A 22,749-nucleotide genomic window follows, 5' to 3' on the forward strand; every position below is an offset into this window, starting at 1 on the left:
TATGCTCCGATCGTTTCCCTGCCTCCGATGGACCAGGAGTGGCGTGTGAGTGTCGCGTTGGTGACCGGGTCGGGCGGCCTGATCGGTTCCGAGGCGGTCCGGCACTTCGCCGGCCTCGGTCTCGACGTCGTCGGCATCGACAACGACATGCGGCAGGAGTTCTTCGGCGCCGAGGCGTCCACCGCGTGGAACGTCCGGCGGCTGGCCGAGGAGCTCGGCGGGGCGTACTCGCACCACAGCATCGACATCCGCGACCGCGACTCGCTGGCGAAGCTCTTCACCCGGTACGGCCGCGACATCGCCGTGGTGATCCACACCGCCGCGCAGCCGTCGCACGACTGGGCGGTGCGGGACCCGTTCACCGACTTCGACGTCAACGCCGGCGGCACCCTCAACGTGTTGCAGAACGTGCGCGAGCACTGCATCGAGGCGCCGGTGATCCACTGCTCGACCAACAAGGTCTACGGCGACCGCCCCAACAGCCTCCCGCTTGTCGAGCTGGAGTCCCGCTGGGAGATCGAGCCGGGGCACCCGTACGCGCAGGGCATCCGCGAGGACATGTCGATCGACGCCTGCCTGCACTCGGTCTTCGGCGCGTCGAAGGTCGCCGCCGACGTGATGGTGCAGGAATACGGCCGCTACTTCGGCATGCGCACCGCCTGCTTCCGGGGCGGCACGCTGACCGGCCCGGCGCACTCGGCGACCGAGCTGCACGGCTTCCTCGGGTACGTGATGCGCGCCAACATGGAGCGCCGCACCTACAAGATCTTCGGCTACCAGGGCAAGCAGGTCCGGGACGCGATCCACAGCTCGGACGTGGTGTCGGCGTTCGAGGCGTTCTTCCGCGACCCGCGCTCGGCGGCCGTCTACAACCTGGGCGGCGGCCGGCACTCCAACACCTCCAACCGGGAGGCGTTCGCCCTGGCCGAGCAGATCACCGGCCAGGAGATGATCACCGAGTACGTCGAGGCGAACCGGATCGGCGACCACAAGTGGTGGATCGGCTCCAACGAGGCGTTCCAGGCCGACTACCCGGACTGGAAGCAGGTCTACGACGTACCGATGATCATGCGTGAGATCTACGAGGCCAACGTGGACAAGTGGGTGCCCGGGGCATGACCGACGGCAGCAAGCGCAACGTTCTCGGCGTCCTCGTCGACGCCACCGACTACGCCACCGCGACCGAGCGGGTGGTGGCGGCGGCGCACGAGCGGCGCCCGCTGGCGCTCACCGCGCTCGCCGTGCACGGGGTGATGACCGGGGTGCTCGACCCGGCCCACAACGCCCGGCTCAACTCGTTCGACGTGGTCACCCCGGACGGGCAGCCGGTGCGCTGGGCACTCAACCTGCTGCACCACGCCAACCTGGCCGACCGGGTCTACGGCCCGCTGCTGACCCTGCACGTGCTGCGCCGCTTCGCCGAGGAGGGCCTTCCGGTCTACCTGTACGGCTCGACGGAGGAGACGCTGGCGCGGCTGATCCCCGCCCTGGAGCGGATGTTCCCGGCGCTGAAGATCGCCGGGGTGGAGCCGTCGAAGTTCCGCGCCGTGCAGCCCGGCGAGGACGCCGAGATCGCCGACCGGATCCGGTCCAGCGGGGCCAGGCTCGTCCTGGTCGGGCTCGGCTGTCCCCGGCAGGAGGTCTTCACCTACGCGATGCGTCCGCTGCTGGACATGCCGATGATGGCCGTCGGTGCGGCCTTCGACTACCACGCGGGGCTGCTGCGCAACCCGCCGCCGTGGATGCAGCGGGCCGGCCTGGAGTGGTTCTGGCGGCTCGGCCTGGAGCCGAAGCGCCTGTGGCGGCGGTACGTCGTCCTCAACCCGGCGTACCTGGCCCGGCTGGCGGCGCAGAAGACCGGACTGTGGAAGGCGAAGCCGCCCACTCCGGCCACCGAGCGCCCCGCCACCTTCGCCGTCTAGACCGGCCCCGCGCCACCCCTACGGGGCGGGGCTGCGGGACGAACAGGGGGCCGACCCGGATTCGGCGGGCGTCGAACTGGGCAAGGCTGACGGCATGGACGGGCATCTCATCGTGCTGTTGCCGATCGCCGGCGTGTGGCTGGCCGCGGGTCTCCTCGCGGAGCGGCTGCCCCGGCCGCACCACGCCCGCCCGCTGCGCCGGCGTACCGGATGGTTGCTCGCCCTGACGGCGACCGGCCTCGGCCTGACGGCGGCCGTGCTCGCCGCCGGGCTGACCAGCGCCGGCACCGGCACGATCGACCGGGCCGCGGCCGGCCTGGCCCTGGCGGCCACCCCGGCGCTGCTGGTGGCGACCGTCACCGCCCGCCGGGTGCGCCGGCTCTGGGCTGCCGCGGGGGCGTTCGCCGCCGCGCCGGAGACGCCGGCCCCGCACGGGCTGCGCGCCGCCGCAGCGCACCCGCTGATCGGCCTGCCGCTTCAGGTCACCGGCCTGGCCACCGTGCCGGCGGTGCTGTCGGCCAGCGGCCTCGACCTCTTCGCCGGGCCCGGCGCCACCGGTGCCGCCGTCACCGTGGCCGCGCTGGGCGTCGCCGCGATCGGGGTACGCCACGCGCTGCGCCACAGCCGCCTCGCCGAGCGGTCGCTGACCCGCCGCCCCGGGTCAGCGCGAGCGGCCAGCGCTGCCCTGCACGTATAGCAGCTCCAGGATCGACCGGGTGGCCTCGAACCAGCGGTCGAGCCAGCCGGGCGGCGGCACGCTGCCCCGGGGGGGCAGCTCCAGCAGCAGCCCGCGCAGCAGCGGGTGGTCGACCAGGGAGTCGGTGCCCGAGGAGCCGGTCGACCAGCCCGACGGCGGGAACGACGGCTCGGTCAGCGGGTTCGGATCCAGCGACGGCAGCGACAGCGGCGGGCCGACCTGGTCGAGGGCGGTCGAGCCGTCGTCCCGGGCGCCGATCTCGGAATCGGTGGAGACCACCTCCGTCAGGACGGTGTCCCGGCGGGCCCCGCGGTACTTCCCGCCGAACCGCTCCGGCTTGCCCGGACCGTTGGTGAGGTTCTCTGAACCGATCGTCGTCATCGTCTCGCCTGCCTCGCTCGGGTGCCGATCCGGGTGGCCGTTGCCGATCCGGTAGCTGGTCCGGGGTCGTCGACCAGCGCCGTCCCGACGGGTTCAACGACCAGGGCCGACGGTGGAAACGCGACGGGCGCGACCCCCGCCCCGGCCACGTTGCCGGAAGAGGGGTCGCGCCCGTCGTGTCTAGGGGTCAGCGATCAGTCCCGGAGGAACGCGCCGTCCCTGGCCCCGGCGACGAAGGCGTGCCAGCCCGCCGGAGCGAAGACCAGGTTGGGACCGCTCTTGTCCTTCGAGTCCCGTACCCCGACCGCCCCGGTCACGTACGCCACCTCCACGCAGTTGTCACAGTTCGGCCCGCTCTTCGAGCTCTTGAACCACGTCGCCCGCGTCAGGTCCCCACGGAACCCCTTGGTCGCCATTTCCACAACGGCTCCTCTGCCAGTTTTGCGATTTGTGCGATGGATTCCTCCGGGCGAATGGCCGCTGCTCGAACATGATCGAAGATGAAGCTGTACTTCTGTAGCTCGTCGCTCTTCTCCAGGAAGAGCCCACCCGTGGCGTTCTCCGCGTACACGACATCCGGATCATTGGCTTCTGGGAAGCTGAGGATGGTGAAGGTGCCGTCCATGCCGGCGTGCGCCCCGACCGAGAACGGCAGGATCTGAAGCGTCACGTTCGGCAACTCCGCCACCTCCACCAGCCGCTTGAGCTGAGCACGCATCACTGCGTCGCCGCCCACCGGCCGGCTCAGCACCGCCTCATCGAGCACCACCCACAGATCGACCGGATCGTCCTGGGTCAACAACGACTGACGATCCAATCGGACACGCACCCGTTGCTGAACCTGTTCGGTGGTGAAGTCCGGGCGGGCGGCCCGGATCATCGCTGAGGCGTACTCCTCGGTCTCCAGCAGGCCCGGGACGACCTGCTGCTCGTACTGCCGGATGGAGCTGGCCGCCGACTCCAGGCCGACGTACGCACCCACCAGCACCGTGCTGTAGGGGTGCCACCACCCCTTCTGCCGGGCCTCCCGGGCGATCTGCACCAGCTCGTCGCTCTCCGCGCCGGACACCCCGTAGATCAGCAGCATGTCGCGGACGTCGCGCGGGGTGGCCGTGGTGTGGCCGGTCTCGATCCTGGAGATCTTCGACGCCGAGCACTCCAGTCGCTCGGCCACCACCTCGATGGTGATGCGCGCGGCGTCGCGGTGCCGGCGCAGTTCGGCTCCGAGCCGGCGACGGCGGATGGTCGGGCTGCGCCGCTCGCTCACGACGCCCCCCGGCGACCCGTCGGGTCGAATCGCTCGCTGCTCGCCCTCACCCGGTTACCTCCGGTCGATCGCGCCAGGGGTCGACGCCCGCCGGGGGCGCGACCGTCGAAACGGCGGGCGAGCGTTCGCGGCAGGGGTGATGGTGCCGGTCGTCGACCGGCCGCGACGGGCGAAACCGGCGTCCAGTGTGCCGGTCCGGGGACAGCGGCATCAAGCGTCTATTTCCGCGAGCCGCTCACGTATCGGCAAAAGTCGACATGCAACTTGCATGAGGCACGCCACTCATGCAATCTGTCCGTAGGGCTCGAATCACTCAGCGTTCCGGTCGGCCGCCGGGGCGGGACGACCCACCGACGGGTGGGGCGTCCGGTCGAGGGATACCAGCTCGGCACCGCACGACAGGTCCGCTCCGGGCGAGAGCCCCGCTGCCGCACGTCAGGTTGACTGCGACGGCGGGCGCGGCGACCGGGAGCGGCGGGGTGCTGGTCGGGTCGTGGCACGCCACCAACGCGCCCGGCCCGACCAGCACCACCAGCGCCGCCGGTTCACGAGGCACAACCCCGTCACCAGGCGAGACATCCCCCGAAACTCCAGCCACCGGCATGCCCGCCGGCCGATCTCCAGGAGACCTCTGTGCTTCCCCGCTCAGGTGACGTGCTGCACGTGACGCGCGCGGCGAGTGTCCAGTTCCTCAAACCGATCATGTTCCGCGTGATCCGGGTGCTCGACTGGCCCACCTACGACGGATGGATGTGGCTCGACGGCTACGAGCTGAACGCGGCGGGGGACGCGGTCAGCAGGCGTTCGATCTACGTGCAGGCCGAGGGGCTGCGCCAGCTCCGGGTCGCCGCCCAACCCCGGCAGCGCACCGTCCCCGTCCGGCCGCGCCGGCCCGTGGTGCGTACCCCGGCCCGGGTCGGCTGACCAGCCGAAACCCGTCCCGGTGGGCGTGCCACCGCCATAGAATCGGTACGCCCACCCCGGCGATCGTCTCCACCCCGCGCGTCCCGGACCCTGAACCTGGGATGGTCATGGTCATACTGCCCGCCGCGCGGCGGCACCACAGGTCCCGCACCGTCTACGCCTTCGGGCTGCTGGCGCTCCTCGGCGCCGCCACCACCCTCGGGGTGGTGGTCCGCTACCCGGCCCTGTCGGCCACCGAGCTGGCCACGCCGGTCCCCGCGCCGGAGATCACCGTCGTCGACGGGGAGCCCGAGCCGGACTGGGCCGACCCCGTGGATCCACCGGCCGTGCCGGGCCCGATCGGCGCGGAAGCGGGCGCGCCGGGCGTGCCGACCGGTCCACCGGCCGGCGCGGGGGCCGGCGTCGGAACGGACCCGGTGGTCGAGGCCGGGCGGGCCCCCGCCGGGCCCGCTTCCCTGCGGGACGAGACGAGCCGCTCGCTGTTCTGGTCCGGCCTCCTCGGGCTCGCCATCTCCCTCGCCGGCCTGGGTCTGGTCGGCACCAGACGCCGCAGGTGGTGACCGGCACCGCGCCCGGAGCGGGGTGCCGACGCCGGACGCCGGGGGTGCTGACCGGCGTCGCCGTCAGGGGGTCGGGGTCGCCGTGGCCGTCGGGGCCGCCGCGCTGCTCGTCGGCGTCGGTGTCGCGGCGACCACCAGGGTGACCTGTGCGCCGGCCGGCACCAGCTCGCCCGCCGCCGGGTCCGTCTCCAGCACCGTGCCGGCCGGCCGGTCCGACTCGCGGGTCTCGACCCGGTGGTCGACCCCGATCCGGTCCAGGATCCGCTCGGCCGTCGCCCGGGGCAGCCCCACCAGCGGCGGCATCGGCACCCCGGCCGGGGCCGTCGCCGGTGGCGTCGTGGCCGGGGCGGAGGACGGCCCACCCGTCGTCGCCTCGGTCGTCGGCGCCCCGGTCGTCGGCGGTGCCGAGGTCGGGCCCGCCGACGGCGTCTGCCCGGGGTCGGTGTCGCCGCCGGTCGACAGGGCCAACCAGAAGCCGACGCCCAGCAGGCCGAGCAGCAGCAGCGCCACGACACCCAGCAGGATCGGCGTCCACCAGCGCCGGCCGGGCTGCTCCTCGGCGTACCACTCGCCGGTCGGGGGCCCGTAGTCCGCCGGTCGGGGCGGCGGCACCCCGGCCCGACCGGACCACACCTCCCCGCCGGCCGGCTTCGGCCGGGCGTCGTCACCGGGCTTCGGCAGCGGTCGGGTCTGGTCACCGGCGTCGTCGGGGGGCGGGTCCTGGCGGTCGTCGCTCATGGCACGTCCTCTCCCACACCGGGCGGGTGGCTGGCCCTCCCAACCACGCTAACCGCTGTGGGCCAGCGCGGCCGGTACCGGCACGGCGAGCCGCCGTCACGGGGTGGGCGGCGGCTCCGCGCTCGGCTCGCCGGGATCCGCGCCGCAGGTCAGGGCCACCTTGTCGTTCCAGTGCGCCGTGCTGTCGGCCGCCGGCGCCTGGGCCGTGACGACGCCGGTCCGGCCCGTCGGATAGCCGGGGTAGAGGCCCTCCTCGACCAGGTCCTCGGCCGCGTCGTCGCAGTCGTCGCCGACCAGGTCAGGGACGCTGACCTCGGGTGCGGGCCCGGCGACGTACAACGCGACGGTCGTGCCCCGCGACACGGGGGAGCCGACGGGCGGGTCGGCGCTCCGCACGTCCCGCCCCGACCCGGTGCCGAAGACCAGCCGCCAGCCCAGCCGCAGGTCCCGCAGCTCGTCCCGCGCGTCCTCGAAGTCCGTGCCGACCACCGGCGGGACGGTCAGCCCGGTGGAGCGGGTGGGCGCGGTGGTCCGGGTCGCCGGCGCGGTCGTCCGGGCCGGCGACGCCGGGGCCTCGGACGGGGACGCCGGGGCCGAGACGCCGGGCTGCGCGGCCGACGGACCGGGCGAGGCGTCGTCCTCCCCGGCCAGCAGCCAGCCACCGGCCGCGCCGACCAGCGCGAGGAGCGCGACAGCCAGGCTGCCGCCCAGCACCTTGGCCGACCGGCCGGAGCCCGGCGGGTCGGCCTCGTCGGGGTACGCCTCCCCTGCGGTGTTCCCGTCCGTCATAGCGTCCACCACCTCATCACCGGCGACCGTACCCGCGTCGCGCCGGGTGCCCAGGCCCGAGTTCGGTGCCACGACTCGCCGGTCCGACCACGGGAGGTTACGCTGCCCGGCATGGCCAGACGGGGCTGGGGAGGATCGATCGCCACCGCGATCGGTGTCGCTGCCGGCGCGGGCGCCGCCCAACTGGGCTTCGGCTACGGGCTGGGCATCATCAACTGGTCGGCGTCGGGCGTCGGCGCGGGCGAGGCGGCGTGGGTGGCGAGCCTCGCCTGGGCGACCTGGATCTCGGCCACCTCGACGATCGCGGGCGCGGTCTGCGCCCAGCGGCTGCGGCGTCCCGTCGCCCGGGGCGAGGACCCGGCCGCGACCGGCCCGGCCGACGCCCCGACCGACGCGGCCCCGACCGACGACCCCACGACCACCGACGTCCCGACCACCGGCGTCCCGACCGACACCGCCCTCACCGACGACCCCGCAACTGACGACCCCACGATCGACGCGGAGCCCGCCGATCCGGAGCCGGCCGCACCGGGGCCAGATGTGGTCGACGCCGCCGACCGGGCCGCCGGCCCGGAGCCGACCGACCCGCCCCGCCCGGCGGCGGGAGCGGTCGCGCTGGCGCTGGCCGCTGCGGTCGGCGCGCTGGTCACCGTGCTGCTGGTCGCCGTGCCGGCGCGGATGGCGGAGGTGCCCGGCGTCGCCGCGCCGCAGGCCATTGCCGCCGGGTACGCCGGGGCCGGCCTGTTCCTCGGGCTGCTGGTGGCGGTCTGGGCGCTGCGCTCGCCCGCTGCGGCGGCGAACGTGATCGCCACGGTCGGCTGGCTCTGGCTCCTCGCCGTGGTCGCCGTGGTGGACGGGGTGCTCGCCGGGCGCGGGCTGACCACCGCCCAGCTCGGGATCTGGCAGCTCAGCGCCGACCGGCCCGGCTTCTGGATCCGGGACTGGTTCTACTGGCCCGGCGCGGTGCTGGCACTCGGCTCGGCGCTGCTGATCGGGGCGCTGGCCGCGCGACGCGCGGCCCGGTCGGCGGAGCAGCGGCTCGGGGCGGCGGCCTCCGGCGGGGCCGGTCCGATCCTCGTCGCGCTGGCGTACCTGCTGGTCGTGCCCGGTCTGGGCACGCTCGGCCGGGAGCAGGTGTCGGCGCACCTCGTCGCCCCGTACGCCGTGGTGCTGGGCCTGGCCGGCTCGGTGCTGACGGCGGCGCTCGCCCAGCGCTCCGCGAACCGCCGCAGCGCCCGCCGCGACCGGGGCGGGCCGGCGGACGGTCCCGCACAGCCGACGGCGGGCGGACGCGGCTCCGCCGGGCCGGCGGCGCTGCCCCGGCAGCGTTCCGCAGCGGCCGGGGAGGCGACGGCGACGACCGCTCCCGGGCCGGCCCGGCCGGCCGGCGCGGAGGCCGACCAGCCGGCGTGACCGACCCGGCGCAGAGGCCGACCAGCCGACCGAGCCGGCGCGGCAGCCCGACGTCGTGCTCCGGGCCGCCCGCCGGGGTGGGACCCGTCAGTCGACCGGCCAGGTGTGCACCGGTTCGTTCTTCCGCTGCAACTCCGCGTAGCGCTGCACCATGTGGTGCAGGGCCGTGTCGCGGTCCATGCCCCGGTGGCGTTCGGCCGCCCAGACCGTCTCGGTCTGCCAGACCGCGCCGTTGCGGCCGGTGCGGCAGCGCTGCTCGATGATGCCGAGCAGGCGGTCGCGCTCGGCGGGCGCGACGCCGAAGCGGTCCAGCCCGGTGGCCGCCGTCGGCAGCAGGGTGTCGAGCACCAGCTTGGTCACCGGCACGTCCCCGAGGCGCGGCCAGTGCAGGACCGCGTCCATCCCGCGCCGGGCGGCGGCGTGGAAGTTCTCCTCGGCCGAGCTGAAGGTGAGCTGGCTCCAGATCGGCCGGTCCGCCTCGGCCAGGCCCCGGGCCAGGCCGAAGTAGAAGGCGGCGTTCGCGAGCATGTCGACCACGGTCGGGCCGGCGGGCAGCACCCGGTTCTCCACGCGCAGGTGCGGCCGACCGTCCATGATGTCGTAGACGGGCCGGTTCCAGCGGTAGACCGTGCCGTTGTGCAACCGGAGCTCCGCCAGCTCGGGCACGCCACCGGCGTGCAGGACCTCGACCGGGTCCTCGTCCCCGCAGATCGGCAGCAGCGGCGGGAAGTAGCGGACGTTCTCCTCGAACAGGTCGAAGATCGAGGTGATCCAGCGCTCGCCGAACCAGACCCGGGGGCGTACGCCCTGGGCCTTCAGCTCGTCGGGGCGGGTGTCGGTGGCCTGCTGGAACAGGGCGATCCGGGTCTCGGCCCAGAGCTGCCGGCCGTACAGGTAGGGGGAGTTCGCCCCGACGGCGACCTGCACCCCCGCGATGGCCTGGGAGGCGTTCCAGTAGTCGGCGAAGCTGTCCGGGGCGACCTGGAGATGGAACTGGAGGCTCGTGCAGGCGGCCTCCGGCGCGATGGAGTCGGTGTGCGTCTGGAGCCGCTCGACGCCCCGGATGTCCAGCTCGATGGCCTCGCCCCGCGCGCCGACGATCTGGTCGTTGAGCACCCGGTACCGGGCGGCGGTCGAGAGGTTGTCGGCCACCAGGTGCCGCTCGGTCAGCGTGGGCAGGATGCCGACGAGGACGATCCGCGCGTCGGACGGGGCCGCCCGCGCGTCGGCCCGGTCCAGGCTGCTGCGCAGGTCGCGCTCGTAGTCGGCGAAGCCGGTGCCCCCGATGAGCCGGGGCTCGGCGTTCAGCTCCAGGTTGAACCGCCCCAGCTCGGTCTGGAAGAGCGGGTCGGCGATGTCCGCGAGGATCTCGTCGTTGCGCATCGCCGGCTCGGCGGCCGGGTCCACCAGGTTGAGCTCGATCTCCAGCCCGGTCATCGGCCGGTCGGCGTCGAAGCCGAAGTCGTCCAGCATCAACGCGAAGACGTCCAGGCACCTCCGGACCTTCTGCCGGTAGTGGAGCCTGTCCTCTCGGGAGAAGGCGCCCTGCTCGACGTCCCTGCCCATGTGTCCTCCCGGCGCGAGGCGCGGCGGGGCATGCCGCCCGCAGCGCACATTATGAACCTTCTACGGTAAAAGCACCCCCCGCGCCGGGCCAGAGGCCGACGCCGGACGGTCACCCCGGTGGCGACCGCGACCGGCCCGGAACGCGCTCCCGACCGCCTCTCTACCCAGGTGGCGGCACGCGCCACCGCCCCCGCCGAGGGGCCCACCGTGACAATTCGCACGCTCCCATTGGGAGGACCGCGGCAGGACGACTGCGGGCCCGCGTCGACTGGTGCGACGCGGGCCCGGGTCTCGGGGAGCGGGGCGGTCAGCCCTGGCGGACGCCCTCGCCCTCGATCTCGATCTTGATCTTCTTGCCGACCAGCACGCCGCCCGTCTCCAGAGCGACGTTCCAGGTCAGGCCGAAGTCCTCGCGGTCGATCTCGGTGCTGGCGGAGAAGCCGAAGATGTCCTGGCCGAACGGGCTGCGGCCGACGCCCTCGAACTCGACCTCCAGCTCCACCGCGCGCGTCACGCCCTTGATGGTCAGCTCACCGGTGAGGACGAACTCGTTGCCGTCGCGGGACTTGACGCCCGTGCTGCGGTACTCCAGGGTCGGGAAGGCCTCGACGTCCAGGAACTCGGGGCTGCGCAGGTGGGCGTCCCGGTCGGCCTGGGCGGTGCTGATGCTGGCGGCCTGGATGGTCGCGGAGACCGACGACTGCATCGGGTCCTCGGCGATCGTGATGGTGGCGCTCGCGTCGGCGAACTCGCCGCGAACCTTGCTGACCATCATGTGCCGGGCGACGAAGCCGACCCGCTTGTGGGCGACGTCCAGCAGGTAGGTGCCGGCCGCCGGGATCGTGAGGCCCTCCCACTCGCGGGTAACCGATCCGTTGCTGCTGGTCATGGTGCTGTCCTCCAGGAGAAGAGTTCGTTAAGTGCCCCAACGACTGACAGAGCAACTATAGACAGAGCAATATTCCGTGTGTCAAGTATTGCTATGATGAACTCGTGGACCAGAACGTGTTCGACGACCCCCGGATCACCGCCGTCGGTCTCCTCGTCGAGGCGCACGCCGGGCTGTCGGCCCGGTTCGCCGCCCAGTTCGAGGAGCACGGGCTCTCTCCGGTCGAGTTCGAGGTGCTCACCCGTCTCGCCCGCTCGCCCGGCAACCAGCTGCGCATGACCGACCTCGCTGCGCAGACCTCGCTCTCCACCAGCGGCGTGACCCGGGTGGTCGACCGGATGGAACGCGACGGCCTGCTCTGCCGCCGGGCCTGCCCGTCGGACCGGCGCAGCTCGTACGCGGTGGTCACCGCCGCCGGGTTGCAGCGCCTGGACCAGACCCTCCCCGGGCACCTGAAGATCATCGAGGAGTGGTTCACGGGCCAACTGGAGCCGGAGGAGCTGCGCGCCCTCCTCCACGGCCTCCGGCGCGTACGCGACGCGGTGCATCCGGGCGCGACCGCCGGCAGCACCGATCCGGTCCCGCCGGAGGCCGCCCCCTCCTGACGCCCCGGCGGGCGGGCCCAGCACGTCCACGGGCCCGGTCGCACCGGGTGGGAGGGGCACCGGCAGAAAGACCGGCAGAACCGCCCCACCAGCGGCAACAAACGGCATTAAGCGGACAAACCTCCCCGCCGGGAGTGGCTACTGTTCTCTCAGCGGGGGCGCACCGGGGGGTGCCGGCGCGGGCGATGAGCGAGGGGTAAAACCAGGGGGCTTCTTCGCTCGCGCCGCCCCCGCGTCAACATCTCCGGGCGGGCCCGGTCGGCTCCGGCCGACCGGGCCGCCGCAGTGGAGCCAGCACCTCGGCCTCCCGGGGCAGCAGGCTGATCCCGCTCCGCCGACAGGCGGCGTCGAGACGGTCGAGCACGGCCGCGTCCCGGGTGCTCGCCGCCAGCCCGACGAGCGCCTCCACCAGGTCCCGCCGGTCCTGGCCGGCGACGGTGCCCTCCGCCGCGGCGGCGAACCACTCGGCCGCCAGCTCACGATCGGCCCGGTGCAGGGCGATGTTCGCCTCGATGAGCGCACAGATCCCGTCCTCGAACCGGGACTCGCCCGGCCGGCCGCCCAGCAGCTCGGTGCCGAGCGCCGCGTCACCCGCCGCGCAGGTGCGCAGCCCCGCCAGCACCTCGGCCGCCTCGTCGGGCCGCCCGTCCTGGGCCAGCGCCAGGCCGATCGTGCCGAGGGCCCGCCGCCGGTGCCCCGGGTCGCCGACCTCCACCAGCCCGGCGGCCACCCGGCGGCCCTGCTCCACGGCGTCGGCGTACCGGCCCTCCAGGCGGGTGACCTCGGCCAGGTCCGCCCGTGCCAGCAGGCGCAACCGCCGCTCGCCGGACTGGGCGGCCAACCGGTCCATGGCCGCCAGGCGACGCCGCGCCCCGGCCAGGTCGCCCACCCGGATGTCGTGCCAGGCGAGGCTGTGCTGCGCCACGGCCATGTCGCGCAGCCGCCCGTGCCGGGTGGCCAGGGCGAGGACGGCGGCGGCCTGGTCGCGCGCCTCGTCGTGGCCCCCGGTCGCGCCCAGCAGGGCGCAGAGCACCGCCCGCGCCTCCAGCTCCCCGGCCACGTCGCCGGCCCGGTGCAGGATGGCCCAGGCGTCGCGTGCCGCCGCCAGCTCCTGCTCCGCAGCCCCGTGCTCGACGGCGAGCCGGGCCGCGCCCAGCACCGCCCGGGCGCGCAACCCCGGATCGGCGGCGGCGGTACGCGGGTCGGCCAGCAGCCGCCGCAGCCACTGCCGCCCGACGACGTCCCGGCCCCGGAACCGCCACCAGCGGGCCAGCCCGACGGCCAGCCGGAGCGCCGTCGTCGGGTCGTCGACGGCGGCGTGGGCCAGCGCGGCGGTGATGTCGCCGGTCGCCTCGTCGAGGCGGCGCACGGCCGAGGTCAGCAGCGGGCCGGCCAGGTCGGGAGCGGTCCGGGCCACCAGCCGCGCGAAGACCTCGGCGTGCCGCCGCCGGACGTCGTGCCGTTCCCCGGCGCCGATCTTCCGCTCGGTGGCGAACTCCCGGACCGCGTCGAGCAGCCGGAACCGGAACGGGCCGGTCCCCCGCACGCTCAGCAGGCCGAGCTGGAGAAACCGGTCCAGCAACGGCACCGGATCGATCGAGACCGTGCCCTCCGGGTCGGCGTCGTCGGCCAGCATCTCCTCGGCCAGCTCCACCGACCAACGGTTGCGGAACACGGAGAGCCGACGCAGGGCGGCCCGCTCGTCCGGGGCGAGGAGGCGGTAGCTGGCCGCCACCGCGTCCCGCAGGGTGACCGTCGCCCCGCCTCCCGGCGTCCACCCGGGGTCGGGCCGCTGGGCCGGCGAGGTGGCGAGGTCGAGGACGCGGTCGCCGTACCGGTCGAGCAGCTCGTTGAGGTCGAGGATGCGCCCCCGGGCGGCCATCAGCTCGATGGCGAGGGGCAGCCCACCCAGCCGGCGGGCCAGCGCGGCGAGTGCCGGCAGCTCGTCCGGGTCCGGCGGCTCCCGCCGCACCCGGGCCAGTCGCGCCGTGAACAGCGCCACCGCCGGGTAGCCGGCCAGCACGTCCGGCCCGGCCGGGTCGAGCTCGGGCGGCGGCACGTCCAGTGGCGGCACGGGCCAGACCCGCTCGCCAGGCACGCCGACCGGGTGCCGCCCGGTGACCAGCACCCGCAGCGTGGGCACCGCCCCCGCGAGCCGGTGCAGCGCCCCGGCCACCGGGTCGGGCGCCCGCTCCACCGCGTCGATCAGCAGCAGCGCCGGGCGGGCCGCCAGTTGCACCGCGAGGTCGGAGGCGCGGGCCGCGCCGAAGGCCGCCGCCGCTGCGGAGAGCACGTCGGCCGGGTCCGAGCCCTCCCCGACGAGCACCCCGGCGACCTCGCGGGGAGCCCGCCCGGCGACGGCGTGGGCGACCGCCAGGGCCAGCGCCGTCTTGCCCACGCCGGCCAGCCCGACGAGGCTGACCACCGGCGGGCCGTGGTCGGTGGTGAGCAGCTCGACGAGCTCGGCGACGTCCCGCTCCCGGCCGATCAGCGCGACGGGGGGCGGGAGCGCGATCGGCGTACCCCCGGGGTGGGCGGCCGACGACGGCCCGACGCCGACCGGGTGGGGGACCGACGGCGGCGGGGCGGCGGGTGGCTCGTCGGCCGCGCGGGCGGGGTCGGCCGGCGTCGTCCCCCGGGCGGCGGCGACGAACGCCGCCCGGGCGGGCCCGGCGAGGCCGAGTGCGCCGGCCAGCAGGTCGACGGTGGTCCGCTGCGGCCGCGCGGACCGGCCCCGCTCCAGGTCGCGGACCGTCCGCACCCCGACCCCCGCGCGGGCGGCCAGGTCGGACTGGGTGAGGCCGGCGGCGTGCCGGTGCGCGCGCAGCAAGGCGGACAGTCCGGTACGACCGTCCGCGCCCGGCGGACGGCCATGATCGGGAGCCATGGGCAGGAAGGGTACGGATCGGGTGTGACTGTCGTCAGCCAACCGTCGCCCTGCCGACGCTGACCGGCACAAATATCCGACAGCGCCCCGCCCGGGAGCTTACCGGCGTGAGAAGGGGACCCTTCTCTACCTCAGGCGTTAATAGGGGGCCCTTCCTTTCACAGGCCGAGGTCGCGGGCGATGATCATGCGCTGGACCTCGCTGGTGCCCTCGCCGATCTCCAGGATCTTCGAGTCGCGCCAGAACCGGGCCACCGGGTATTCGTTCATGAAGCCGTAGCCGCCGTGGATCTGGGTGGCCTCCCGGGCGTTGTCGACGGCGACCGTGCTGGCGTGCAGCTTGGCGATCGCCGCCTGCCGCTTGAACGGCTCGCCGGCCAGCATCCGGGCGGCCGCGTCGTAGTAGGCCAGGCGGGCGGTGTGCGCCTTCAGCTCCATGTCGGCGATCTTGAACTGGATGGCCTGGTAGTTGCCGATCGGCTGGCCGAACGCCTGGCGCTCCTTCGCATACTTGATCGACTCGTCCACGCAGCCCTGGGCGAGGCCGACGGCCAGGGCTGCGATGGCGATGCGGCCCTCGTCGAGGATGCGCAGGAACTGGGCGAAGCCCCGGCCGCGCTCGCCGAGCAGGTTGGCCGCCGGCACCCGGCAGTCGTCGAACGTCAGCTCGTGGGTGTCCGAGGCGGTCCAGCCGACCTTCGAGTAGCCCGGGGCGACCGTGAAGCCGGGGGTGCCGGACGGGACGATGATCGTGGACAGCTCCTTGCTGCCGTCCGGCCGGGTGCCGGTGACGGCGGTGACCGTGACCAGCGCGGTGATGTCGGTGCCCGAGTTGGTGATGAACGCCTTCGAGCCGTTGATCACCCATTCGTCGGTGGACTCGTCGAGGACGGCCCGGGTCCGGGTGCCGCCCGCGTCCGAGCCGGTGCCGGGCTCGGTGAGGCCGAAGCCGGCGAGCGCCTCGCCGCTGAGCAGCCTCGGCAGCCACCGCTCCCGCTGCTCGGCCGTGCCGAAGCGGAAGATCGGCATCGCGCCGAGGGAGACCGCCGCCTCCAGGGTGATCGCCACGCTGGAGTCGACCCGGGCCAGCTCCTCCAGGGCCAGGCAGAGCGCGAAGTAGTCGCCGCCCATGCCGCCGTGCTCCTCGGGGAAGGGCAGACCGAACAGGCCCATCTTGCCCATCTGCCGGATCACCTCGTACGGGAAGGTGTGCTTCTCGTAGTGCTCGGCGATGACCGGGGCGACCACCTCGCGGGCGAAGTCCCGCACGCTGGACCGCAGCGCCTCTTGCTCCTCGGTGAGCCGGAAGTCCATCGGTTCCTCCTGTACGCAGTCCTCCGCCGGGCGCTCGTGACGCCGACGGGGTGGGGTGGTCCTGGGTCGCGGTGGTGGCCGTCGGTGGTGGCCGTCGCTGTGCTGGTGGGCGCGTCGCGGTGGCGGGCCGGGGTCGCGGTGGCGGCGCCGGCCGGGGCGCGGCGGGTCAGACCGGTGTGACGCCGTGCCGGCGGCGGGAGAAGCTCCGGTCCTTGGTGCGGGCGGCGGCGTAGCGGCGGACCAGCTCGGCGCGCAGGTCGTGCGGCTCGACGATCGCGTCGACCACCAGCTCGCTGGCCAGGCGGACGACGTCGATGTCGCGCTCGTACTCGGCGCGCCTGGCGGCGACGAAGGCGGCCCGTTCCGCCTCGTCGGCGATGGCCGCGATCTTGTTGGCGTAGACGGCGTTGACGGCGGCCTCCGCCCCCATCACCGCGATCTTCGCGGTGGGCAGGGCGATGGTCGCGTCGGGCTCGAAGCCGGGGCCGGCCATCGCGTAGAGGCCCGCGCCGTACGCCTTGCGGACCACCACGCAGATCTTCGGCACCGTCGCCTCGGAGATCGCCGTGATCATCTTGGCCCCGTGCCGGATGATGCCCTGCTTCTCCACCGCGCTGCCCACCATGAACCCGGGCACGTCGGACAGGAACAGCAGCGGGACGTTGAACGCGTCGCAGAGCTGCACGAACCGGGTCGCCTTGTCGGCCGAGTCGACGAAGAGCACCCCGCCCTTGAACATCGAGTTGTTGCCGACGACGCCCACGACCTCGCCGTCGAGCCGGCCGAAGCCGATCGTCAGCTCCTTGGCCCAGAGTGCCTGGATCTCGAAGAAGCTGCCGTCGTCGAGCAGGCCCTTGACGTACCGGCGCATGTCGAACGCCTGCCGCTCGCTGGCCGGCACGAGCGCGGCCAGGTCGGCCTTGGCCGGCGCGGGGGTCGCCTCGGCGGCCGGCGGCGGCTGGGTCCAGTTGGCCGGGAGGTAGGACAGGTAGCGGCGGACCACGTCGAGCGCCTCGGCCTCGGTCTTGCAGAGGAAGTGCCCGACGCCGGACTCGGCGCAGTGCACCCGCGCCCCGCCCATCGCCTCCAGGGTGGTCTTCTCGCCGGTCACCATCTCGACCATCCGGTCGGAGCCGAGATACATGCTGGCGTTGCCCTCGACCATCGCCACCACGTCGCAGAAGGCCGGGATGTAGGCCCCGCCGGCCGCGCTCGGGCCGAACAGCGCGCAGACCTGGGGGATGGAGCCGGAGGCGCGGACCTGGTTCCAGAAGATCTTCCCGGCGCCGCGCCGGCCGGGGAACAGGTCGACCTGGTCGGTGATGCGCGCGCCGGCCGAGTCGACCAGGTAGACCATCGGCACGCCGGTCGAGTAGGCGCGCTCGATGATCCGGATGATCTTTTCGACGGTACGCGCGCCCCAGCTGCCCGCCTTGACCGTGGAGTCGTTGGCCATCAGGCAGACCGGCCGGCCGTCGATGGCGGCGGTGCCGGTGACGACGCCGTCGGCGGGCAGGCCGTCGGCCAGGGCGTTCGCGTAGAGGCCGTCCTCGACGAACGAGCCCTCGTCGACCAGGAGCGCCACCCGCTCGCGGGCGAAGAGCTTGCCCTTGGCCGAGTTGGCCGCGTGGTATTTGTCCGCACCGCCGGCCCTCGCGCGCTTGCGTAGCTGCTCCAGTGCCTCACCGTCGAGCGTCACGCCGACTCCCCATCGCCGCCACCGCGCCGGCCGCCGCACGGGCACGCCGGCCACCCTGAACGATCGTTAGGTTATCTCATCCGCCGCCCGATCGGCGACCCCGGGGCGGACCGGACGCCGGCGCGCCACGAATCGACCGATCGTGATCCAAATATTGAAATGCGTAGATGATTATCGTTAGGCTCCCGTCACCCCCTCCCGGATTGGAGTCAGCGATGGCCTCACGAATCAGCCGGACCCTGGTCGCGATGCTCGCCACGGCCGGTGCGACCCTCGGCGTCACCCTCGCCAACCCGTCGCCCGCGTCCGCTGCCATGACCATCTGCTACAACACCAGCCAGGCCCCGAGCTACGCCAGCATCGCCAACCAGGCCGCCACGATCTGGAACAACGCCACGTCGAACCTGACGCTGACCGCGAACTGCGGCACCAACCTCCGGATCTACCAGATCACCGGCGGCGGCTCGTACGCCGTGCGGACCAGCCTCGGCAACGGGCGGGTCTACATCGACACCCAGCAGGCCGCCCAGTACAGCCCGCTGCGGATCATGACCCACGAGATCGGGCACATCCTCGGCCTGCCCGACAACTACAACGGCAACTGCGCGATCCTCATGTCCGGCGGCAGCGCCGGCACGAGCTGCACCAACCCGTACCCGAGCAGCGCCGAGGCGAGCCGGGTGACCAGCCTGTTCGCCGGCACCCGCAGCACCGAGCGGGGCGCGGACAGCGGGCCGACCGTCTTCCAGGACAGCTGGCCGGCCGCGCTCGCCCCGGTGAGCTGACCGAGCGGGAACACCGGAGGGGCCGGCACACCGCCGGCCCCTCCGCCGCGTCGCCCGACCCCCTTCGCCCGGTCAGGCGGGCAGGGGCGTCAGGCCGGCAGGGGCGTCAGCCGGGTGCGCGGGCCCGCCCGCAGGACGCCGGAGGGCAGCTTTTTGCCGAGCAGTTCCTCGGCCAGCTCCGCCACCTCGACGAGGGCCGCCAGGTCGATGCCGGTGTCGATGCCCATGTCGTGCAGCATGTGCACTGCCTCCTCGGTGGCCAGGTTGCCGCTGGCCCCCGGCGCGTACGGGCAGCCGCCGAGGCCGCCGACGCTGGCGTCGAACTCGGTCACCCCCAGCTCCAGTGCCGTCAACAGGTTGGCCAGTGCCGTGCCCCGGGTGTTGTGGAAGTGCAGCAGCACGGGCACGTGCGCGTCGCGGTCGCGTACCGCGCTGATCAGCTCGCGGACCCGGCGCGGCGTGCCCATGCCCGTGGTGTCGCCGAATGCGACCCGGTCCGCGCCGTCGCGGACCACGCGGTCGACGATGGCGGCGACCCGCGCCGGGTCGACGTCCCCCTCGTACGGGCAGCCGAAGCTGGTCGCCACGATCACCTCGGCGGTGGCCCCGGCGCCGTGCAGCAGGTCGATCAGCTCGGCGATGTCGTCGAGCGACTCGGCGGTGGACCGGTTGACGTTGCGCCGGTTGTGCGTGTCGCTGGCCGAGACCACCACCTCGATCTCGGTGAACCCGGCCGCCAGGGCCCGCTGCGCGCCCCGGGTGTTCGGCACCAGCGCCGAGTAGCGCACCCCGTCGACCTTCGCCGCCCGCCGCCACACCTCGTCCGCGTCGGCCATCTGCGGGATCGCCTTTGGGTGCACGAACGACACCGCCTCGATGCGGCGCACGCCGGTGCCGGAGAGCGCGTCGAGCAGCCGCACCTTGGCGTCGGTCGGGATGGGCTCCTCGTTCTGGAGCCCGTCGCGCGGCCCGACCTCCCGGATCGAGACCGCCGCTGGCATCTGGCTCATGGTCACCTCGCTGTGACGTCGGGCCGCCGGGGGTGTCGCACGCGCCGCCGCCCCTCGTGGGGACGGCCGACGGCGCGACGCCCGACGACCAGTGGTCCTTCCAGACAACCAGAACGCCGGACCCCGCCGCCAGGCCGCCCCACCGCCGAAGTTGATCAACGAGGCGAAGCAGGGGTCAGCGCATGCGGGAGACGATGCCCGTGTCGTAGTCGCCGGAGAGGAACTCGTCGTTCTCCAGCAGCTCGGCGAAGAACGGCAGGTTGCACTTGGGGCCGGCCACCTCGAACGCGGCGACCGCCGCGCGGGCCCGCTCGATCGCCTCCGCCCGGTCGCGGCCGTCGACGATCAGCTTGGCCAGCAGGCTGTCGTAGAACGGGGTGACCGTGTTGCCGTCGACGTAGCCGGAGTCGACCCGCACGCCCTCGCCGGCCGGCTCGCGCCACGTCGTGATCACGCCGGGGCCGGGCAGGAAGCGCTTCGGGTCCTCGGCGTTGACCCGCAGCTCGATGGCGTGACCGCGCGGGGCGAGCGCGTCCGGGTCGAACGTCGGCGCGAGGCCGGCGGCGACCCGGAGTTGCTCCTCCACCAGGTCCACGCCGTAGACCAGCTCGGTGACCGGGTGCTCGACCTGGAGCCGGGTGTTCATCTCCAGGAAGAAGAACTCCTGCGTGGCGGGGTCGAAGAGGCACTCCACCGTGCCCGCGTTGCGGTAGCCCACCGCCTCGCCGGCCCGCACGGCGGCGGCCAGGAGGCGCGCGCGCAGCTCCGGCGAGACCGCCGGGGACGGGGACTCCTCGACGAGCTTCTGGTTGCGCCGCTGCACCGAGCACTCCCGCTCGCCGAGCGCCACCACCCGGCCGTCGGCCAGGCCGAGGATCTGCACCTCGACGTGGCGCACCCGGGGGAAGTACCGCTCGATCAGCACCGACCCGTCGCCGAACATCCGCTCGGCGAACGCGCGCACCTTGTCGTACTCGGTGCGCAGCGCCGCCTCGTCGGCGGCCACGCCCATGCCCATGCCGCCGCCGCCCGCCGCGGCCTTGACCATCACCGGGTAGCCGATCTCCGCGGCGGCGGCGACCGCCGCGTCCAGGTCGGCGGCCGGTTCGGTGGTGCCGGGGGCGACCGGCACCCCGGCCGCCGCCATCAGGTTCCGGGCGTTGATCTTGTCGCCCATCGCGGAGATCGCGTCCGCGCCGGGTCCGACCCAGATCAGCCCACTGCTCTCGACGGTACGGGCGAAGTCGGCGTTCTCCGACAGGAAGCCGTAACCGGGGTGGATCGCCTGCGCGCCGGTCGACTTGGCGGCGGCGAGGATGGCCTCGACGTTGCGGTAGCTCTGGGCCGGGTTCGCCGGTCCCACGCAGACGGCCTCGTCGGCCTCGGTCACGAACGGCAGGCCGGCGTCGGCCTCCGAGTGGACAGCGATCGCGCGGATGCCGAGCCGGTTCGCGGTTCGGATGATCCGACGGGCGATCTCGCCGCGGTTGGCCACCAGCAGCGATTCGATCATGTTCTCCTCCAGCGTCCAGGGGTGGGGACGATGCCAGGGAACCATGGGTGACGGGCCGGCCACGAGTCAAGCGCGCGGCGGCGGGGCGGATCCAGCGGCCCGTGTCGGACCGCCGTGGACACAGACACAGCACAGGCCCCCGGCGGGTGCGAGGGCCTGCGGATCGACGGGGTTGCGGGTCGACAGGGTTTCGGGCGAAGGGACTGCGGGCGGAAGCGCTGTGGGCCGAGGGGCCGCCGGTGGAGCGGGTCAGGCGACGCGCTTCGCCAGCGTGAGGAAGCCGCGCCAGGAGGCCGGCGAGAAGGAGAGGGTGCCGCCGTCGCGGTCCTTCGTGTCGCGGACGAGGACGACGCCGGGCAGGTTGTCGGCGACCTCGACGCAGTTGCCGCCGTTGCCGCCGCTGCGGGTGCTCTTGCGCCACTGCGCGCCGGTCATGTCCATGCTGCTGCCGCTTTCCTCAGGAGATCCAGGGACTGCGACCGGGACAGGGCCTCGCCCCGGATGCGCTCCCACCGTCGTTCGAGCGTAGCAAGTTGGGCGGCCTGATCGATGATCTGCGCCTGGGCCTGACTGTCCACGTGGGCCACCCGCGTCCCGCCGGGAAGCTCGGCGATCGTGAAGGGACCGTCGAGCCCCGGATAGGTCGGGGCGTCGCGGGGGACGATGTGCAGTTGGATGGTCGGCCACTCCGCGCAGGTCACCAGGCGGGCGAGCTGGTCGGCCATGATCGCCCGCCCGCCGGCCGGCACCCGGCGGATCACCTGCTCGTCGATGACGACGACGGTCGTGGGCGCCCGGTCGCAGGTGAGGATCCCCTGCCGGGCGATGCGGGCCACCACCAGGTCGTCGACCTCGACCGGCGACAGGGGTTGCCCGTGGAACGTGACGCGGGCGTACGCTTCGGTCTGCAACAGGCCCGGCACCCAGGCCAACTCGAAGGCGCGCAGGGCGACCGCCTCGCGCTCGATGTCGACCCACGGCCGGAACCACACCGGCTCGCGGCGCAGGGCATCCGGCCAGAGGTCTGCCACATCCTTGCCGAGGATCCTCGCGACTTCGCCACGATGCCGGGTCTGCGGAATGCGCCCGGGGTTCGCCCAGCGGGCGACGGTCTTCGGGTGAAGCCCTATGCGACCTGCCAAGCTCTCAGCGGTCTCCGACGCCTCGGCGAGGGCCGTGACGAACGCATGATTCATGCCTGAGTCCCTTCAGGAACCGACGGAACGTCCGAAGGAAATCATCTAACGCTGTGTGATTGCGCCGCAACCCTGGGCAGGCTGTCATCGGGACGGCGTGGGTCGGGAGGGCGGAGAAGCCCCCGCCCGCGTTCGTCGAGGGGGCCGCCCGGCCGGTCCTGCGCACCAGGCGCGGGCGGTCCCCTCTCCACCGGCCACGGACAGGGGAAGCAGATGCCGAACCGAGCAGGACCCAGCGCGCCGGCGACCGCCGGGGCCGGGAGGCGGCGGTGACCGGCCGGTCGATCGCCCCGGGCGACGTGCTGCGCCTGACCCGCGCCGCGAGCCCGCAGTTCGTCGAGCCGATCACCGTGCGGGTCATCCGCGAGGTGCCGGACCGGCACACCTACCACGGCTGGACGTGGATCGAGGCGTACGAGTTGGACGCCCGGGGCGACGCCGTCGCCAAGCGCGAACTGTTCGTGCTGCGCGCGGGGTTGCACCGGCTCGCCGGGGCCCTGCGGCAGGCCCCGCCTGCCCGGGACACGAGCCCGGCCCTGCGGCAGGCCGCGCCCGCCCGGAACACGAGCCCGGCCCGGGTGCGCTGATGCCCCGC

At 73.9% G+C, this 22,749-nt stretch carries 23 protein-coding genes; 9 read left to right on the forward strand and 14 right to left on the reverse strand.

Translation table 11 applies throughout. The features are described from left to right. Positions 1 to 45 precede the first annotated feature (45 nt). From HDA31_RS29550 to HDA31_RS29560, 3 genes are all read left to right on the forward strand, one after another. Entirely contained in the window at positions 46 to 1,119 is a 1,074-nt protein-coding gene (locus HDA31_RS29550) for an NAD-dependent epimerase/dehydratase family protein (RefSeq protein ID WP_178062757.1), read from the forward strand. Beyond that, on the forward strand, positions 1,116 to 1,922 hold the full coding sequence (locus HDA31_RS29555; protein ID WP_074475759.1) for a WecB/TagA/CpsF family glycosyltransferase: 807 nt from the start codon (positions 1,116 to 1,118) through the stop codon (positions 1,920 to 1,922). Before HDA31_RS29550 ends, HDA31_RS29555 begins: the two co-directional genes overlap by 4 nt. 94 nt (positions 1,923 to 2,016) lie before the next feature. Then, on the forward strand, positions 2,017 to 2,619 hold the full coding sequence (locus HDA31_RS29560; protein WP_178062756.1) for a hypothetical protein: 603 nt from the start codon (positions 2,017 to 2,019) through the stop codon (positions 2,617 to 2,619). Here the strand turns inward: HDA31_RS29560 and HDA31_RS29565 are convergent. The 3 genes from HDA31_RS29565 to HDA31_RS29575 form a co-directional block, all read right to left on the reverse strand. Further along, entirely contained in the window at positions 2,584 to 3,000 is a 417-nt protein-coding gene (locus HDA31_RS29565) for a hypothetical protein (RefSeq protein WP_178062755.1), read from the reverse strand. The two genes, HDA31_RS29560 and HDA31_RS29565, sit on opposite strands and share 36 nt — an antisense overlap. 194 nt (positions 3,001 to 3,194) lie before the next feature. Further along, the gene (locus HDA31_RS29570) at positions 3,195 to 3,416 is read right to left on the reverse strand and encodes a DUF397 domain-containing protein (RefSeq protein WP_043961068.1); all 222 of its coding nucleotides are present in this window, start codon (positions 3,414 to 3,416) and stop codon (positions 3,195 to 3,197) included. Continuing rightward, positions 3,386 to 4,267, reverse strand: coding sequence for a helix-turn-helix domain-containing protein (locus HDA31_RS29575; RefSeq protein ID WP_074475679.1), 882 nt, complete (start codon positions 4,265 to 4,267; stop codon positions 3,386 to 3,388). Before HDA31_RS29575 ends, HDA31_RS29570 begins: the two co-directional genes overlap by 31 nt. 633 nt (positions 4,268 to 4,900) lie before the next feature. Here HDA31_RS29575 and HDA31_RS29580 point away from each other — a divergent pair. Both HDA31_RS29580 and HDA31_RS29585 read left to right on the forward strand, forming a co-directional pair. Continuing rightward, positions 4,901 to 5,191, forward strand: a complete 291-nt coding sequence (locus HDA31_RS29580; protein WP_074475680.1) for a hypothetical protein — start codon at positions 4,901 to 4,903, stop codon at positions 5,189 to 5,191. Between the two features lie 101 nt (positions 5,192 to 5,292). After that, positions 5,293 to 5,751, forward strand: a complete 459-nt coding sequence (locus tag HDA31_RS29585) for a hypothetical protein (RefSeq protein WP_178062754.1) — start codon at positions 5,293 to 5,295, stop codon at positions 5,749 to 5,751. Positions 5,752 to 5,814: 63 nt separating this feature from the next. On the opposite strand, the gene HDA31_RS29590 is transcribed toward HDA31_RS29585, so the two are convergent. Together HDA31_RS29590 and HDA31_RS29595 are read right to left on the reverse strand one after the other, a co-directional pair. After that, a complete protein-coding gene (locus tag HDA31_RS29590; RefSeq protein ID WP_178062753.1) occupies positions 5,815 to 6,489 on the reverse strand; it encodes a PASTA domain-containing protein in 675 nt (224 codons plus the stop codon). 96 nt (positions 6,490 to 6,585) lie between these two features. Then, a complete protein-coding gene (locus tag HDA31_RS29595) occupies positions 6,586 to 7,278 on the reverse strand; it encodes a PASTA domain-containing protein (protein ID WP_178062752.1) in 693 nt (230 codons plus the stop codon). Positions 7,279 to 7,389: 111 nt separating this feature from the next. On the opposite strand from HDA31_RS29595, the gene HDA31_RS29600 reads away from it, so the two are divergent. Continuing rightward, positions 7,390 to 8,691: a hypothetical protein gene (locus tag HDA31_RS29600; RefSeq protein ID WP_178062751.1), complete on the forward strand. Its 1,302-nt coding sequence runs from the start codon at positions 7,390 to 7,392 to the stop codon at positions 8,689 to 8,691. 87 nt (positions 8,692 to 8,778) lie between these two features. Here HDA31_RS29600 and HDA31_RS29605 read toward each other — a convergent pair whose 3' ends face one another. Next, complete coding sequence (locus tag HDA31_RS29605; protein WP_074475685.1) at positions 8,779 to 10,257, reverse strand: glutamate-cysteine ligase family protein; 1,479 nt, start codon at positions 10,255 to 10,257, stop codon at positions 8,779 to 8,781. A 307-nt stretch (positions 10,258 to 10,564) separates the two neighbouring features. After that, entirely contained in the window at positions 10,565 to 11,146 is a 582-nt protein-coding gene (locus HDA31_RS29610; RefSeq protein WP_074475686.1) for a YceI family protein, read from the reverse strand. A gap of 104 nt (positions 11,147 to 11,250) precedes the next feature. Here HDA31_RS29610 and HDA31_RS29615 point away from each other — a divergent pair, with 104 nt between their 5' ends. After that, complete coding sequence (locus HDA31_RS29615; protein ID WP_074475687.1) at positions 11,251 to 11,751, forward strand: MarR family winged helix-turn-helix transcriptional regulator; 501 nt, start codon at positions 11,251 to 11,253, stop codon at positions 11,749 to 11,751. 235 nt (positions 11,752 to 11,986) lie between these two features. On the opposite strand, the gene HDA31_RS29620 is transcribed toward HDA31_RS29615, so the two are convergent. The 3 genes from HDA31_RS29620 to HDA31_RS29630 form a co-directional block, all read right to left on the reverse strand. Then, entirely contained in the window at positions 11,987 to 14,638 is a 2,652-nt protein-coding gene (locus HDA31_RS29620) for an ATP-binding protein (RefSeq protein ID WP_178062750.1), read from the reverse strand. Between the two features lie 158 nt (positions 14,639 to 14,796). Further along, positions 14,797 to 15,951 (reverse strand): acyl-CoA dehydrogenase family protein, encoded by a 1,155-nt coding sequence (locus HDA31_RS29625; RefSeq protein ID WP_074475689.1) that lies wholly within the window; start codon positions 15,949 to 15,951, stop codon positions 14,797 to 14,799. Positions 15,952 to 16,117: 166 nt separating this feature from the next. Next, on the reverse strand, positions 16,118 to 17,650 hold the full coding sequence (locus HDA31_RS29630; RefSeq protein WP_178062749.1) for an acyl-CoA carboxylase subunit beta: 1,533 nt from the start codon (positions 17,648 to 17,650) through the stop codon (positions 16,118 to 16,120). Between the two features lie 215 nt (positions 17,651 to 17,865). Between HDA31_RS29630 and HDA31_RS29635 the strand changes: the two genes are divergently transcribed. Beyond that, positions 17,866 to 18,435: a snapalysin family zinc-dependent metalloprotease gene (locus HDA31_RS29635; RefSeq protein WP_178062748.1), complete on the forward strand. Its 570-nt coding sequence runs from the start codon at positions 17,866 to 17,868 to the stop codon at positions 18,433 to 18,435. Positions 18,436 to 18,524: 89 nt separating this feature from the next. On the opposite strand, the gene HDA31_RS29640 is transcribed toward HDA31_RS29635, so the two are convergent. The 4 genes from HDA31_RS29640 to HDA31_RS29655 form a co-directional block, all read right to left on the reverse strand. Continuing rightward, on the reverse strand, positions 18,525 to 19,445 hold the full coding sequence (locus HDA31_RS29640) for a hydroxymethylglutaryl-CoA lyase (RefSeq protein ID WP_178062747.1): 921 nt from the start codon (positions 19,443 to 19,445) through the stop codon (positions 18,525 to 18,527). A 175-nt stretch (positions 19,446 to 19,620) separates the two neighbouring features. Further along, complete coding sequence (locus tag HDA31_RS29645) at positions 19,621 to 20,958, reverse strand: acetyl-CoA carboxylase biotin carboxylase subunit (protein WP_178062746.1); 1,338 nt, start codon at positions 20,956 to 20,958, stop codon at positions 19,621 to 19,623. A gap of 249 nt (positions 20,959 to 21,207) precedes the next feature. Beyond that, a complete protein-coding gene (locus HDA31_RS29650) occupies positions 21,208 to 21,393 on the reverse strand; it encodes a DUF397 domain-containing protein (protein ID WP_178062745.1) in 186 nt (61 codons plus the stop codon). Then, positions 21,390 to 22,154, reverse strand: coding sequence for a DUF5753 domain-containing protein (locus tag HDA31_RS29655; protein ID WP_178062744.1), 765 nt, complete (start codon positions 22,152 to 22,154; stop codon positions 21,390 to 21,392). Before HDA31_RS29655 ends, HDA31_RS29650 begins: the two co-directional genes overlap by 4 nt. A 269-nt stretch (positions 22,155 to 22,423) precedes the next feature. Here HDA31_RS29655 and HDA31_RS29660 point away from each other — a divergent pair, with 269 nt between their 5' ends. Continuing rightward, on the forward strand, positions 22,424 to 22,741 hold the full coding sequence (locus HDA31_RS29660) for a hypothetical protein (protein WP_178062743.1): 318 nt from the start codon (positions 22,424 to 22,426) through the stop codon (positions 22,739 to 22,741). Positions 22,742 to 22,749 lie beyond the last annotated feature (8 nt).

The sequence above is a fragment of the Micromonospora carbonacea genome (genome assembly GCF_014205165.1).
GTDB classification, from domain to species: Bacteria; Actinomycetota; Actinomycetes; order Mycobacteriales; family Micromonosporaceae; genus Micromonospora; species Micromonospora carbonacea.